Below are 11,486 nucleotides of genomic sequence, written 5' to 3'. Positions count from 1 at the left end.
CAGAAAATTTTCACGGAGTATGTCCGATAATAAATTGGGCGATAGAAGGAGGGACTAAAATGGCAAAGCAAAAAATTCGTATCCGCTTGAAAGCATACGACCACAGAATTCTTGATCAATCCGCAGAGAAAATCGTTGAAACAGCAAAACGTTCGGGTGCTGGTGTATCCGGGCCGATTCCGTTGCCAACTGAGAAACAAGTTGTTACTATTCTCCGTGCGGTACACAAGTACAAGGATTCCCGTGAACAGTTTGAAATGCGTACTCACAAACGTCTGATTGACATTGTGAATCCAACACCACAAACTGTGGATGCCTTGATGCGCTTGGATCTACCGTCCGGTGTAGATATCGAAATCAAATTGTAATACTACTATTAAGCAACTAGGAAAAGAAAAGAGGTGTCAACATGAAAGGTATCTTGGGAAAAAAACTCGGTATGACTCAAGTGTTTACTCCAGAAGGTAATGTAATTGCCGTTTCGGTTATCGAAGCTGGACCTTGTGTGGTACTGCAAAAGAAAGACCTGAATATCGACGGATATGAAGCAGTGCAGTTGGGCTTTTCCGATAAGAAAGAAAGCCGCTCCAACAAGCCTGAACAGGGTCACGCCAAAAAGGCAAATGCAACACCTAAGCGCTACGTTCGCGAAATTCGCGGTGTTGACCTCGGGACACTCGAGGTTGGACAAGAGCTGAAGGCTGATATCTTCACTGAAGGCGAATTTGTTGACGTAACTGGTACAACTAAAGGTAAAGGTTTCCAAGGCGTTATCAAACGTTGGGGCCAAAGCCGCGGACCAATGGCACACGGATCGCGTTACCACAGAAGACCGGGTTCCATGGGTTCCATTCAAGCTAACCGCGTTCCTAAGGGCAAACGCCTGCCAGGACATATGGGTCATACAACTGTAACGGTTCAGAAGCTTGAAATCATCAAGGTTGACGTAGAACGTAATGTGTTGCTGGTTAAGGGCGCGATTCCAGGTCCTAAGAACAGCTTCGTGAAAGTTAAAGAAACCGTAAAGAAATAATTATTGAAGAAAGGAGGAACATGAAATGCCAAAAGTAACACTTTTTAATACCAGTGGTAACGAAGTTGGCGAAGTTGAACTGAGCGATACAGTATTCGGGATTGAACCGAACGTGCATGTCCTGCATGAAGCTGTACTTATGCAAAGAGCTTCCCTTCGTCGCGGAACACACAAAGTAAAAGGACGTTCTGAAGTGCGTGGCGGTGGACGTAAACCTTGGAAACAAAAAGGTACAGGTCGTGCTCGTCAAGGCTCCATTCGTTCTCCACAATGGAAAGGCGGCGGTGTTGTCTTCGGACCAACTCCACGCAGCTACTCCTGGAAACTGCCTAAGAAGGTTCGCCGTCTGGCCATCAAATCCGCGTTGTCTTCCAAGGTTGTAGGAAATGACATCATCGTATTGGATAGCCTGACAATGAATGCTCCGAAGACAAAAGAATTCGCAGCAATTTTGAACAACCTGAAAGTGGGCAGCAAAGCTCTGATCGTAGCTCCTAGCTATGACGACAATGTAGCTCTTTCCGCTCGTAACATCCCTGGGGTGAAATTCCTGGCGGCTGACGGCATCAATGTTCTTGACGTACTGACGTACGACAAACTGATTATCACTAAAGAAGCAGTTCAGAAGGTAGAGGAGGTGTTCGCGTAATGAAAGATCCTCGTGATATTATCAAACGTCCGGTGATTACGGAACGCACATCCGAATACATGAGCGAATTGAAGTACGCTTTTGAAGTGGATATCCGTGCTAACAAGACCGAAATCAAAAAAGCTGTCGAGGCTATTTTTAAAGTAAAAGTAGTTAGTGTGAACACAATGCGCGTACCTGGTAAACTGAAACGCTATGGCAAATATTCTGGTTATACTCCAGAGTGGAAGAAAGCCATCGTTAAGCTTAGCCAGGACAGCAAACCGCTCGAATTCTTTGAAGCGGTAGAATAATAACTCTGTGAAGTAAGGAGGGAACTATAGTGCCAATCAAAAAGTACAAACCGACCTCTCCGGCAAGACGCAGCATGTCCGTGTCTACGTTTGAAGAAATTACAACAAACCAGCCTGAGAAATCGTTGCTTGCGCCGCTGAGCAAAAAAGCGGGACGTAACAACCAAGGTAAAATTACGGTTCGTCACCAAGGCGGCGGACACAAGCGTAAATACCGTATCATCGACTTTAAGCGGACTAAAGACGGCATACCAGGTAGCGTTGCTACGATTGAGTATGACCCGAACCGTACATCCAACATTGCTTTGATCCACTATGCTGATGGAGAGAAACGTTACATTATCGCTCCTAAAGGCCTCAAAGTTGGGGATAAGATCGAGTCCGGCCCTACAGCCGACATCAAAATTGGTAACAGCCTTCCTCTGGAAAACATTCCAGTAGGTACAGTTATCCACAACATTGAGTTGAAACCAGGTAAAGGCGGACAGCTCGTTCGCGCTGCTGGTACAGAGGCTCAATTGCTTGGTAAGGAAGAAAAATACGTATCCGTTCGTCTGAACTCCGGTGAAGTACGCAGAATTCTTAGCGTATGCCGTGCGACAATCGGTTCCGTAGGTAACGAAGATCATGAGTTGATCAAAATCGGTAAAGCCGGACGCAGTCGCTGGCTTGGCCAACGTCCTGAAGTGCGCGGGGTTGTTATGAACCCTAACGATCACCCACACGGTGGTGGTGAAGGCCGCGCTCCAATCGGACGGAAATCGCCTATGTCTCCTTGGGGCAAACCAACCCTCGGCTACAAAACGCGTAAGAAAAACAAGGCATCTGATAAATATATCGTTCGCCGCCGCACAAAATAAGACGCTTCTGGCAAGTTAGATTAGCGCGAAGCGTCGATTCGCGGTTTGAAGAACCGGATGAAGGGAGGATTCATACATGGGTCGCAGTTTAAAGAAGGGGCCGTTTATCGATGGCTACCTGCTGAAAAAAGTTGAGGAATTGAACGCGGCAGATAAGAAGGTCGTTGTTAAGACTTGGTCCCGTCGCTCAACTATTTTCCCTCAGTTTATCGGACATACGTTTGGTGTATATGATGGCCGCAAACACGTGCCTGTATACGTTACGGAAGATATGGTAGGTCACAAGTTGGGCGAGTTCGCGCCAACACGTACTTACAAAGGCCACGCGGGTGACGATAAGAAAACTAGAAGATAATTAAGTTCTTCGTTTGAGAGGAGGGAAAACAATGGAAGCAAAAGCACATGCAAGATCGGTGCGGATTTCTGCTCGCAAAGCGAAACTGGTTGTTGACTTGATTCGCGGCAAGCAAGTGGGGGAAGCAATTGCAATTCTTCGCCACACTCCAAAATCCGCTTCTCCTGTAGTTGAGAAATTGCTTAACTCGGCGATTGCCAATGCTGAGCACAACTACTCCATGGACGTGAACAGCTTGTTCGTTAGCGAAGTATTCGTTAACCAGGGTCCTACAATGAAACGTTTCCGTCCGCGGGCAATGGGCCGCGCAAGCCGGATCAATAAACGTACCAGCCACATTACTTTGGTGGTATCTGAGAAATAAGGAGGTATAACACGTGGGTCAAAAGGTAAATCCAGTCGGACTCCGAATCGGTATTATTCGCGATTGGGAATCTAAATGGTATGCAGGCAAAGATTTCGGTACTCTTTTAATGGAAGACGTCAAAATCCGGGAATACCTTAAAGGTAAATTGAAGGATTCCTCTGTTTCCCGCATTGAGATTGAAAGAGCGGCAAGCCGCGTGAACGTAACAATTCACACTGCTAAACCAGGTATGGTAATTGGTAAAGGCGGAGCGGAAGTAGAAGTACTTCGCAGCGCAGTTACAACTATTGCTGGCGGCAAAAAAGTGCACATCAACATCAATGAAATCAAACACCCTGAACTGGATGCAATTCTGGTTGCTGAAAGCATTGCACAACAATTGGAACGTCGCGTATCGTTCCGTCGTGCTCTGAAACAAGCGATTCAAAGAACTATGCGTTCCGGCGCAAAGGGAATCAAAACACAAGTTGGCGGACGTCTTGGCGGCGCTGAGATTGCCCGTTCAGAAGGTTATAGCGAAGGAACAGTTCCACTTCATACGCTTCGTGCCGATATCGACTACGGAACGGCTGAAGCACATACAACTTATGGCCGTATCGGCGTAAAAGTATGGATCTACCGTGGAGAAGTTCTTCCCCCAGCTAAGAAACAAGCTGCTCAGGAAGGAGGCAACTAATCATGTTGGTACCAAAACGCGTTAAACACCGCAAGCAACAACGCGGTCACATGAAGGGTATGGCAAAAGGCGGTACTGAGCTGAACTTCGGCCAATATGGTCTGCAAGCTTTGGAACCATCTTGGGTTACTAACCGTCAGATCGAAGCTGCCCGTATTGCAATGACACGTTATATCAAACGTGGCGGTCAAGTTTGGATTAAGATTTTCCCAGATAAGCCAATTACTCAAAAGCCTCTTGAGGTTCGTATGGGTAGTGGTAAAGGTAACGTTGAGAAATGGGTAGCAGTGGTAAAACCGGGCAAGATTATGTTCGAACTCGGAGGCGTGTCGGAAGAAATCGCTCGTGAAGCGATGCGTCTTGCCGCTCACAAGCTGCCTGTGAAGACTAAGTTTGTGAAACGTGAAGAATTGGGTGGTGAAGCAAATGAAAGCTAATGAACTTCGCAACTTAACCACTGCCGAGATTGAACAGAAGATCGCTGGATTCAAAGAAGAACTCTTCAATCTCCGTTTTCAATTGGCAACTGGCCAACTGGACAACCCGACTCGGATTCGTGATGTGCGTAAGGAAATAGCTCGTGCTAAAACCGTTATCCATCAAAGAGTACTTGGCATCAGTTAAGTGACGGCGGATGTATCATCCGTAATCAGGAAGGAGGCTAACTATGAGCGAAGAACGTAATGCACGTAAGGTGCTGATCGGTAAAGTAGTCAGCGACAAAATGGATAAAACCATCGTAATTGCTGTTGAAACCTATAAAAAGCACAACCTGTATCACAAACGCATCAAGTCTACGAAGAAATTCAAAGCACATGATGAAGAAAATGTTGCTAAGATCGGTGATATTGTCAAAGTCATGGAAACTCGTCCATTGTCCAAGGACAAACGCTGGAGACTTGTTGAAGTGGTAGAAGCAGCGGTTATCATCTAAGACGACCTATGAAGCTTGATCGGAAGGAGGAAATTAATAATGATTCAACCATTTACACGTTTGCATGTGGCTGACAACTCTGGTGCGAAGGAACTGATGTGTATCCGCGTACTGGGTGGTACTGGACGCCGTACAGCAGCAATCGGTGATCTGATCGTTTGTTCCGTTAAACAAGCAACACCAGGCGGCGTTGTCAAAAAAGGTGATGTTGTTAAAGCGGTAGTTGTACGTACGAAACGTTCCGTTCGCCGTAAAGATGGATCTTACATCGCATTCGACGAAAACGCAGCTGTTGTTGTTAAAGACGACAGAAGCCCACGCGGAACACGTATCTTCGGACCAGTTGCTCGCGAGCTTCGCGATAAAGACTACATGAAGATCGTTTCCTTGGCACCGGAAGTAATCTAAATAAAGATTTGATCATGCCCCAAAAAGTGTCATAGGAGGTGTAATAAATGCCTAGAGTGAAAAAAGTTCTGGAATCCCATAACAATAAACTGCACGTGAAAAAAGATGATGTGGTGCTTGTGATCAGCGGGAAAGACAAAGGTAAAAAAGGCCGTGTCATCGCTGCTTATCCTCGCGAAAACCGCGTTCTGGTAGAAGGCGTGAATATGGTGAAAAAACACCAAAAGCCGAACCAGCTCAATCCACAAGGTGGAATCATCGAGCAAGAAGCTTCGATTCATGTGTCTAACGTAATGCACATTGATCCGAAGAGTGGTAAAGTTACTCGTATTGGTTACAAAGTGCTCGATAACGGTAAGAAGGTTCGGGTAGCGAAGAGATCCGGAGAGATTATCGACTAATACAGTCCTAAAGAAAGGAGGTAAATCTTCATGGCAGCAAGAATGAAAGAACGTTTTCTGAATGAAATCACACCTGCTTTGATGCAGAAGTTCAACTATACAACTGTTATGCAAGTACCTAAGATCGAGAAGATCGTTATCAACATGGGTGTGGGTGACGCTGTTCAAAACTCCAAAGTACTTGATTCCGCAGTTAACGATATGCAACTGATCGCTGGTCAAAAGCCGGTAATCACCAAAGCAAAGAAATCCATCGCCGGCTTCAAACTGCGCGAAAACATGCCAATCGGGGTTAAAGTAACACTGCGCGGAGATCGCATGTATTACTTCCTGGATAAGTTGCTTAATGTAACACTTCCACGCGTACGTGACTTCCGTGGGGTTTCAACTAAATCATTTGACGGTCGCGGTAACTACACACTTGGTCTTAAGGATCAGTTGATCTTCCCCGAAATCGAATATGATAAAGTTGACAAAGCACGCGGTATGGACATCGTTATTGTAACGACTGCTAGAACGGACGAGGAATCCCGTGAGCTGCTCGCTCAACTGGGAATGCCTTTCACGAAATAAGGACGGTTCATCCATTTCTCCGAAAATGTTTAGGAGGTGTCAGGCTAAGTGGCAAAAACTTCAATGAAAGTTAAACAACAACGCGAACCTAAGTTCAAAGTGCGTGCATACACACGTTGCGAGCGTTGCGGTCGTCCACATTCGGTACTGCAAAAGTTCAAAATTTGCAGAATTTGTTTCCGTGAGTTAGCTTATAAAGGCCAGATTCCTGGCGTGAAAAAAGCAAGTTGGTAAGAAGTTTATAAACGGGAAGGAGGTTTACACACATGACTATGTCTGATCCTATTGCAGATATGCTTACTCGTATTCGTAACGCCAACACTGTGCGTCACGAGACAGTAGAAATGCCTGCTTCTACTATGAAAAAACAAATCGCGGACATCTTGAAGCGTGAAGGTTTCATCCGTGATGCGGAATTCGTTGAAGACAGCAAACAAGGGATTATCCGTATCTTCTTGAAATACGGCCCTAACCAAGAGCGCGTTATCTCTGGTCTGAAAAGAATCAGTAAACCAGGTCTTCGCGTTTACACGAAGAGCAATGAAGTGCCTCGTGTACTCGGCGGCCTTGGTATCGCGATTATCTCCACATCTAAGGGAGTTATGACCGACAAAGAAGCTCGTCAATCAAAATCGGGCGGAGAAGTTGTCTGCTACATTTGGTAATAAACGTCACAAGATAAGGAGGTGCAACACATGTCTCGTATTGGTCGCAAACCAATCGCAGTACCTAGCGGTGTGAATGTCACTTTGGACAACGCCGTTATTACAGTAAAGGGTCCTAAAGGCACTTTAACTCGTGAGCTTCATAAAGACATGAAGGTTACAGTTGAAAACAACGAAATCACTGTTGTTCGCCCATCGGATAACAAATTACATCGTTCACTTCACGGCACAACCCGCTCCGTTGTCAACAACATGGTTAGCGGTGTGACTGAAGGTTTCTCGAAATCTCTGGAACTGGTTGGGGTCGGATATCGTGCAAACAAATCCGGAGATAAACTCGTTTTGAACGTTGGTTACTCCCACCCGGTTGAAATTACACCGGAAGCGGGCATCGAGTTCGAGGTTCCTGCGAACACGAAAATCATCGTTAAAGGTATCGACAAAGAACGCGTTGGCGCATATGCTGCCAAAATTCGTTCCGTACGTGAACCTGAGCCATACAAAGGTAAAGGTATCAAATATGAAGGCGAGCGTATCATCCGTAAGGAAGGTAAAGCCGGTAAGAAGAAATAATCGGCTTGCTTTTCTTCGTAAGATACCCCGTGCATCTTAAAGTGAAGCTGTTTACGGCAAACTGAAGGGAGTGAAAGGGAAGTCATGATTACAAAAGAAGATAAAAACAAGGCTCGTCTCAAAAGACACCTGCGTGTTCGTAAGAAAATTCAGGGTACTACTGAGCGTCCACGTTTGAATGTGTTCCGTTCTTCGAAACACATCTATGCTCAATTGATCGATGACGTGACAGGCGTTACTATCGTAGCTGCCTCCACACTGGACAAAGATCTGAGCGCTACAATCGGAAATGGCGGCAGCGTAGAAGCTGCTAGCAAAGTGGGTCAATTGATCGCTGAGCGCGCTAAAGCAAAAGGACATACTGTGGTTGTATTTGACCGCGGTGGATACTTGTACCATGGACGGATTCAAGCTCTGGCTACTGCAGCTCGCGAAGCTGGTCTTGAATTCTAGATATTTCTAAAAGGAGGTTAACGACTTGCGTATAGATCCGAACAGTTTAGAGCTGACAGAAAGAGTTGTACACATTAACCGTGTTGCAAAAGTTGTAAAAGGCGGACGCCGTTTCAGCTTTAGTGCACTTGTTGTTGTGGGCGACGGCAACGGCTATGTCGGTGCAGGTATCGGTAAAGCCGGTGAAGTTCCGGATGCCATCCGTAAAGGCATTGAAGACGCCAAGAAAAACCTGATTCACATTCCAATCGTAGGAACTTCGATTCCCCATCTCGTTACTGGACATTTCGGCGCAGGACGTGTGCTGCTGAAACCAGCATCGGAAGGTACTGGCGTTATTGCCGGCGGTCCTGTTCGTGCGGTATTGGAATTGGCAGGCGTTGGCGACATCTTGACAAAATCTTTGGGTTCTTCGAATTCCATGAACATGGTCAATGCAACTTTGGAGGGTCTTTCCCGTCTGAAACGCATTGAAGAGGTCGCGAAGCTTCGTGGCAAATCTGTCGAAGAATTACGCGGTTAAGGAGGGGAACGTCAATGGCAAAATTGCAAATCACCCTCGTACGCAGCGTGATTGGACGTCCAGAAACACAACGTGTTACTGTTAAGACGCTCGGCCTGCGTAAAACCAACTCGTCCGTGGTTCACAATGACACTCCTGCAATTCGCGGGATGATCAACAAAGTGAGCCATCTGTTGTCTGTTACTGAAATTGAAGGCTAATCGCCTCGCATAAATTAACAAATATAAGGAGGTGCAAACGATGAAGTTACATGAACTTGCTCCAGCTCCTGGATCACGTAAAGAACGCAACCGCGTTGGTCGTGGTCCTAGTAGCGGGAACGGTAAGACTTCCGGCCGCGGTCATAAAGGGCAAAACTCCCGTTCCGGCGGCGGTGTTCGTCCAGGCTTCGAGGGTGGACAGAACCCACTCTATCGTCGTCTGCCTAAACGTGGTTTCATCAATCCTACCCGTAAAGAGTATGCGATTGTGAACCTGGAAGATCTGAACAGCTTTGCTGAAGGAACTGAAGTGACTCCACAGTTGTTGCTCGAAACTGGTGTTGTCAAGAATTCCAAAAGCGGCATCAAGATTCTCGGTAATGGTGAACTGGCCGTTAAATTGACTGTACAAGCAAATAAGTTCTCTCAATCTGCGGTAGAGAAAATCGAGGCTGCCGGCGGTAAAACCGAGGTGATCTAATGTTCAAGACGCTTAAGAATATATGGCATGTTGAAGATTTGCGCAAAAAGATCCTGTTTACCCTGTTCGTTCTGATCATTTACCGCATCGGTTCGTTTGTACCGGTTCCCGGTGTGAACAAAGCAGTACTGGAATCAACAAATCAAAGCGGTGACGCTTTGATGGGTCTTTTGAACACCTTCTCGGGCGGAGCGCTCAAAAACTTCTCAATATTTGCGATTAGTATTTACCCGTACATTACAGCATCCATCATTGTGCAATTGCTCTCGATGGATGTTATCCCCAAGTTTGCCGAATGGGCCAAACAAGGGGAGCACGGGAAAAAGCAACTGGCGCAAATCACCCGGTACGGCACGGTCGTGCTCGGTCTGATTCAAGCGTTTGCCACTTCAATCGGGTTTAACCGGATTTATGGCACTGAGATGATTCCAAATGCAACCTTTGCGGATTACCTGCTGATTGCGATCATACTGACTGCAGGTACATCGTTCTTGATGTGGCTTGGTGAGCAGATCACAGAAAAGGGAATAGGAAACGGGATTTCGATCCTGATTTTTGCGGGAATCGTCGCCGCCATCCCGGGATATATCACGACTACGGCGCAATCAAGCTTTATTCAGCCGGATCAGGTGTTCCTGAATATTCTTAAAGTCGTTATTGTACTGATCGTGATTGTAGCGATTATTACAGGGGTTATCTTCGTACAACAAGGTATTCGTAAAATTCCTGTACAATACGCTAAGCGAGTGGTCGGTAACAAAATGTACGGTGGACAGAATACGCACATTCCGCTTAAAATCAATGCGGCAGGTGTAATTCCGGTTATCTTCGCCGTATCACTGCTTCAATTTCCAATTGTAATCTCCAGCTTCTGGGCAAGTCATGAATGGGCTAAATGGGTCACTGCCAATCTTTACTATGATAAGCCGCTCGGTATGGTCCTCTACGTGATCATGATCATCGGATTTACGTTCTTCTATACGTTCGTCCAGATGAATCCGCAGCAAATGGCTGACAATATGAAGAAGAACGGCGGCTACATTCCAGGCATTCGCCCAGGTAAAGCGACAGAGAAATACTTGACTCGGGTAATGTCCCGTCTGACTATGTCAGGTGCGATCTTCCTGGCTCTGATTTCTGTCCTGCCGGTATTCTTTGGTAACTTATCCGGTCTGCCCCGTTCCGTGAAGATTGGTGGTACCTCACTGCTGATCGTCATCGGTGTAGCCCTGGATACGATGAAGCAGATCGAGAGCCAATTGATCAAACGCCATTACAAAGGCTTCATCAATAAATAGGCGATAGGTTCCGGCGAAGCATAAGACTCACAGACTTCCCGGCACCTATTGTGCTGTTTCTTGCTTGGTGGCGAACTTTTGGGGGGAGAAGAGAAATCGTGAACATTTTATTCATGGGCCCTCCTGGGGCAGGCAAGGGGACACAAGCAGCGGTAGTTGTGAAAGAACTGGATATTCCTCATATCTCGACTGGTGATGCCTTCCGCTTGGCAATCAAGCAAGGTACGCCGGTTGGACTTAAGGCCAAATCTTATATCGACCAAGGCTTGCTTGTACCTGATGATGTGACCATTGGAATCGTTGAAGAACGGCTGCAGCAGTCCGATTGCGAAAAAGGTTTCTTATTGGATGGTTTTCCAAGAACCCTTTCGCAAGCGGAAGCGCTGGAAGATATTCTTAGCCGTCTGAATCGTTCCTTGGATCATGTAATCAACTTGAATGTGGACCGTGGACTGCTGATGGCGCGTCTTACCGGACGCCGGATCTGCAAAGTTTGCGGTGCATCCTACCATTTGATTTTCAACCCGCCGAAGCAAGAAGGCATTTGCGATATTGATGGCGGTGAATTGTATCAACGTCCGGATGACAACGAAGAAAGTGTAGGCAAGCGTCTGGATGAGTATGACAACAAGACAGCGCCGTTGCTTGCGTTTTATGACAATAAAGGTCTTTTGCGTCAGGTGAACGGGGAAAACGAAATCAATGTCGTTTCTTCCGAAATCGTATCTATGCTGCGAGGTTAAT

23 protein-coding genes are annotated in these 11,486 nt (G+C 46.4%); all 23 read left to right on the top strand.

Going from position 1 to position 11,486, the window contains the following annotated elements; all coding sequences use genetic code 11:
- The first annotated feature begins 59 nt into the window (after window positions 1–59).
- Complete coding sequence (gene rpsJ / locus ACX1DY_RS27905) at window positions 60–368, top strand: 30S ribosomal protein S10 (protein ID WP_091072734.1); 309 nt, start codon at window positions 60–62, stop codon at window positions 366–368.
- Between the two features lie 41 nt (window positions 369–409).
- Entirely contained in the window at window positions 410–1,033 is a 624-nt protein-coding gene (gene rplC / locus ACX1DY_RS27900) for a 50S ribosomal protein L3 (protein WP_458967398.1), read from the top strand.
- 25 nt (window positions 1,034–1,058) lie between these two features.
- Window positions 1,059–1,682: a 50S ribosomal protein L4 gene (rplD, locus tag ACX1DY_RS27895; RefSeq protein ID WP_458967397.1), complete on the top strand. Its 624-nt coding sequence runs from the start codon at window positions 1,059–1,061 to the stop codon at window positions 1,680–1,682.
- Window positions 1,682–1,975, top strand: coding sequence for a 50S ribosomal protein L23 (gene rplW, locus ACX1DY_RS27890; protein WP_020427066.1), 294 nt, complete (start codon window positions 1,682–1,684; stop codon window positions 1,973–1,975). The genes rplD and rplW overlap by 1 nt, the downstream gene beginning before the upstream one ends.
- A 29-nt stretch (window positions 1,976–2,004) precedes the next feature.
- Window positions 2,005–2,835 carry a 50S ribosomal protein L2 gene (gene rplB / locus ACX1DY_RS27885; protein ID WP_458967396.1) on the top strand — a complete coding sequence of 277 codons (831 nt, stop codon included), beginning with the start codon at window positions 2,005–2,007 and terminating at the stop codon, window positions 2,833–2,835.
- A 76-nt stretch (window positions 2,836–2,911) separates the two neighbouring features.
- Window positions 2,912–3,190 (top strand): 30S ribosomal protein S19, encoded by a 279-nt coding sequence (gene rpsS, locus ACX1DY_RS27880; RefSeq protein WP_019908227.1) that lies wholly within the window; start codon window positions 2,912–2,914, stop codon window positions 3,188–3,190.
- 31 nt (window positions 3,191–3,221) lie between these two features.
- Window positions 3,222–3,554: a 50S ribosomal protein L22 gene (gene rplV / locus ACX1DY_RS27875; protein WP_019908228.1), complete on the top strand. Its 333-nt coding sequence runs from the start codon at window positions 3,222–3,224 to the stop codon at window positions 3,552–3,554.
- Window positions 3,555–3,567: 13 nt separating this feature from the next.
- A complete protein-coding gene (rpsC, locus tag ACX1DY_RS27870; protein ID WP_019908229.1) occupies window positions 3,568–4,233 on the top strand; it encodes a 30S ribosomal protein S3 in 666 nt (221 codons plus the stop codon).
- Window positions 4,234–4,235: 2 nt separating this feature from the next.
- On the top strand, window positions 4,236–4,670 hold the full coding sequence (rplP, locus tag ACX1DY_RS27865; RefSeq protein ID WP_019908231.1) for a 50S ribosomal protein L16: 435 nt from the start codon (window positions 4,236–4,238) through the stop codon (window positions 4,668–4,670).
- Window positions 4,660–4,857: a 50S ribosomal protein L29 gene (gene rpmC, locus ACX1DY_RS27860; protein ID WP_019908232.1), complete on the top strand. Its 198-nt coding sequence runs from the start codon at window positions 4,660–4,662 to the stop codon at window positions 4,855–4,857. Before rplP ends, rpmC begins: the two co-directional genes overlap by 11 nt.
- A 43-nt stretch (window positions 4,858–4,900) precedes the next feature.
- The gene (gene rpsQ, locus ACX1DY_RS27855) at window positions 4,901–5,167 is read left to right on the top strand and encodes a 30S ribosomal protein S17 (RefSeq protein WP_020427063.1); all 267 of its coding nucleotides are present in this window, start codon (window positions 4,901–4,903) and stop codon (window positions 5,165–5,167) included.
- A gap of 39 nt (window positions 5,168–5,206) precedes the next feature.
- Window positions 5,207–5,575: a 50S ribosomal protein L14 gene (gene rplN / locus ACX1DY_RS27850; RefSeq protein ID WP_019908234.1), complete on the top strand. Its 369-nt coding sequence runs from the start codon at window positions 5,207–5,209 to the stop codon at window positions 5,573–5,575.
- Between the two features lie 47 nt (window positions 5,576–5,622).
- Complete coding sequence (gene rplX, locus ACX1DY_RS27845) at window positions 5,623–5,976, top strand: 50S ribosomal protein L24 (protein WP_019908235.1); 354 nt, start codon at window positions 5,623–5,625, stop codon at window positions 5,974–5,976.
- A gap of 30 nt (window positions 5,977–6,006) precedes the next feature.
- The gene (gene rplE / locus ACX1DY_RS27840; RefSeq protein WP_019908238.1) at window positions 6,007–6,549 is read left to right on the top strand and encodes a 50S ribosomal protein L5; all 543 of its coding nucleotides are present in this window, start codon (window positions 6,007–6,009) and stop codon (window positions 6,547–6,549) included.
- Between the two features lie 48 nt (window positions 6,550–6,597).
- The gene (locus ACX1DY_RS27835; RefSeq protein WP_036589425.1) at window positions 6,598–6,783 is read left to right on the top strand and encodes a type Z 30S ribosomal protein S14; all 186 of its coding nucleotides are present in this window, start codon (window positions 6,598–6,600) and stop codon (window positions 6,781–6,783) included.
- Between the two features lie 32 nt (window positions 6,784–6,815).
- Window positions 6,816–7,214, top strand: coding sequence for a 30S ribosomal protein S8 (gene rpsH / locus ACX1DY_RS27830; protein WP_019908239.1), 399 nt, complete (start codon window positions 6,816–6,818; stop codon window positions 7,212–7,214).
- Window positions 7,215–7,244: 30 nt separating this feature from the next.
- Complete coding sequence (rplF, locus tag ACX1DY_RS27825; protein WP_458967395.1) at window positions 7,245–7,787, top strand: 50S ribosomal protein L6; 543 nt, start codon at window positions 7,245–7,247, stop codon at window positions 7,785–7,787.
- Window positions 7,788–7,871: 84 nt separating this feature from the next.
- Entirely contained in the window at window positions 7,872–8,240 is a 369-nt protein-coding gene (gene rplR, locus ACX1DY_RS27820) for a 50S ribosomal protein L18 (protein WP_458967394.1), read from the top strand.
- Between the two features lie 25 nt (window positions 8,241–8,265).
- The gene (gene rpsE, locus ACX1DY_RS27815) at window positions 8,266–8,763 is read left to right on the top strand and encodes a 30S ribosomal protein S5 (protein WP_019908242.1); all 498 of its coding nucleotides are present in this window, start codon (window positions 8,266–8,268) and stop codon (window positions 8,761–8,763) included.
- Window positions 8,764–8,777: 14 nt separating this feature from the next.
- Entirely contained in the window at window positions 8,778–8,963 is a 186-nt protein-coding gene (gene rpmD, locus ACX1DY_RS27810) for a 50S ribosomal protein L30 (protein WP_019908243.1), read from the top strand.
- A gap of 40 nt (window positions 8,964–9,003) precedes the next feature.
- Window positions 9,004–9,444: a 50S ribosomal protein L15 gene (gene rplO, locus ACX1DY_RS27805; RefSeq protein WP_019908244.1), complete on the top strand. Its 441-nt coding sequence runs from the start codon at window positions 9,004–9,006 to the stop codon at window positions 9,442–9,444.
- On the top strand, window positions 9,444–10,742 hold the full coding sequence (gene secY / locus ACX1DY_RS27800) for a preprotein translocase subunit SecY (protein ID WP_458967393.1): 1,299 nt from the start codon (window positions 9,444–9,446) through the stop codon (window positions 10,740–10,742). The genes rplO and secY overlap by 1 nt, the downstream gene beginning before the upstream one ends.
- A gap of 98 nt (window positions 10,743–10,840) precedes the next feature.
- Window positions 10,841–11,485, top strand: a complete 645-nt coding sequence (locus ACX1DY_RS27795; RefSeq protein ID WP_458967392.1) for an adenylate kinase — start codon at window positions 10,841–10,843, stop codon at window positions 11,483–11,485.
- Window position 11,486: the final 1 nt, after the last annotated feature.

This window comes from Paenibacillus sp. BAC0078 (assembly GCF_054483875.1).
Note: the sequence above shows the minus strand (reverse complement) of the source record. Positions and strands in the feature narration are given on the sequence as shown.

What these genes read in the sequence shown, in the direction of transcription:
- rpsJ (WP_091072734.1), top strand. Translation starts at nt 60, where the DNA reads ATGGCAAAGCAAAAAATTCGTATCCGCTTGAAAGCATACGACCACAGA.
- rplC (WP_458967398.1), top strand. Translation starts at nt 410, where the DNA reads ATGAAAGGTATCTTGGGAAAAAAACTCGGTATGACTCAAGTGTTTACT.
- rplD (WP_458967397.1), top strand. Translation starts at nt 1,059, where the DNA reads ATGCCAAAAGTAACACTTTTTAATACCAGTGGTAACGAAGTTGGCGAA.
- rplW (WP_020427066.1), top strand. Translation starts at nt 1,682, where the DNA reads ATGAAAGATCCTCGTGATATTATCAAACGTCCGGTGATTACGGAACGC.
- rpsS (WP_019908227.1), top strand. Translation starts at nt 2,912, where the DNA reads ATGGGTCGCAGTTTAAAGAAGGGGCCGTTTATCGATGGCTACCTGCTG.
- rplV (WP_019908228.1), top strand. Translation starts at nt 3,222, where the DNA reads ATGGAAGCAAAAGCACATGCAAGATCGGTGCGGATTTCTGCTCGCAAA.
- rplP (WP_019908231.1), top strand. Translation starts at nt 4,236, where the DNA reads ATGTTGGTACCAAAACGCGTTAAACACCGCAAGCAACAACGCGGTCAC.
- rpmC (WP_019908232.1), top strand. Translation starts at nt 4,660, where the DNA reads ATGAAAGCTAATGAACTTCGCAACTTAACCACTGCCGAGATTGAACAG.
- rpsQ (WP_020427063.1), top strand. Translation starts at nt 4,901, where the DNA reads ATGAGCGAAGAACGTAATGCACGTAAGGTGCTGATCGGTAAAGTAGTC.
- rplN (WP_019908234.1), top strand. Translation starts at nt 5,207, where the DNA reads ATGATTCAACCATTTACACGTTTGCATGTGGCTGACAACTCTGGTGCG.
- rplX (WP_019908235.1), top strand. Translation starts at nt 5,623, where the DNA reads ATGCCTAGAGTGAAAAAAGTTCTGGAATCCCATAACAATAAACTGCAC.
- rplE (WP_019908238.1), top strand. Translation starts at nt 6,007, where the DNA reads ATGGCAGCAAGAATGAAAGAACGTTTTCTGAATGAAATCACACCTGCT.
- rpsH (WP_019908239.1), top strand. Translation starts at nt 6,816, where the DNA reads ATGACTATGTCTGATCCTATTGCAGATATGCTTACTCGTATTCGTAAC.
- rplF (WP_458967395.1), top strand. Translation starts at nt 7,245, where the DNA reads ATGTCTCGTATTGGTCGCAAACCAATCGCAGTACCTAGCGGTGTGAAT.
- rplR (WP_458967394.1), top strand. Translation starts at nt 7,872, where the DNA reads ATGATTACAAAAGAAGATAAAAACAAGGCTCGTCTCAAAAGACACCTG.
- rpmD (WP_019908243.1), top strand. Translation starts at nt 8,778, where the DNA reads ATGGCAAAATTGCAAATCACCCTCGTACGCAGCGTGATTGGACGTCCA.
- rplO (WP_019908244.1), top strand. Translation starts at nt 9,004, where the DNA reads ATGAAGTTACATGAACTTGCTCCAGCTCCTGGATCACGTAAAGAACGC.
- secY (WP_458967393.1), top strand. Translation starts at nt 9,444, where the DNA reads ATGTTCAAGACGCTTAAGAATATATGGCATGTTGAAGATTTGCGCAAA.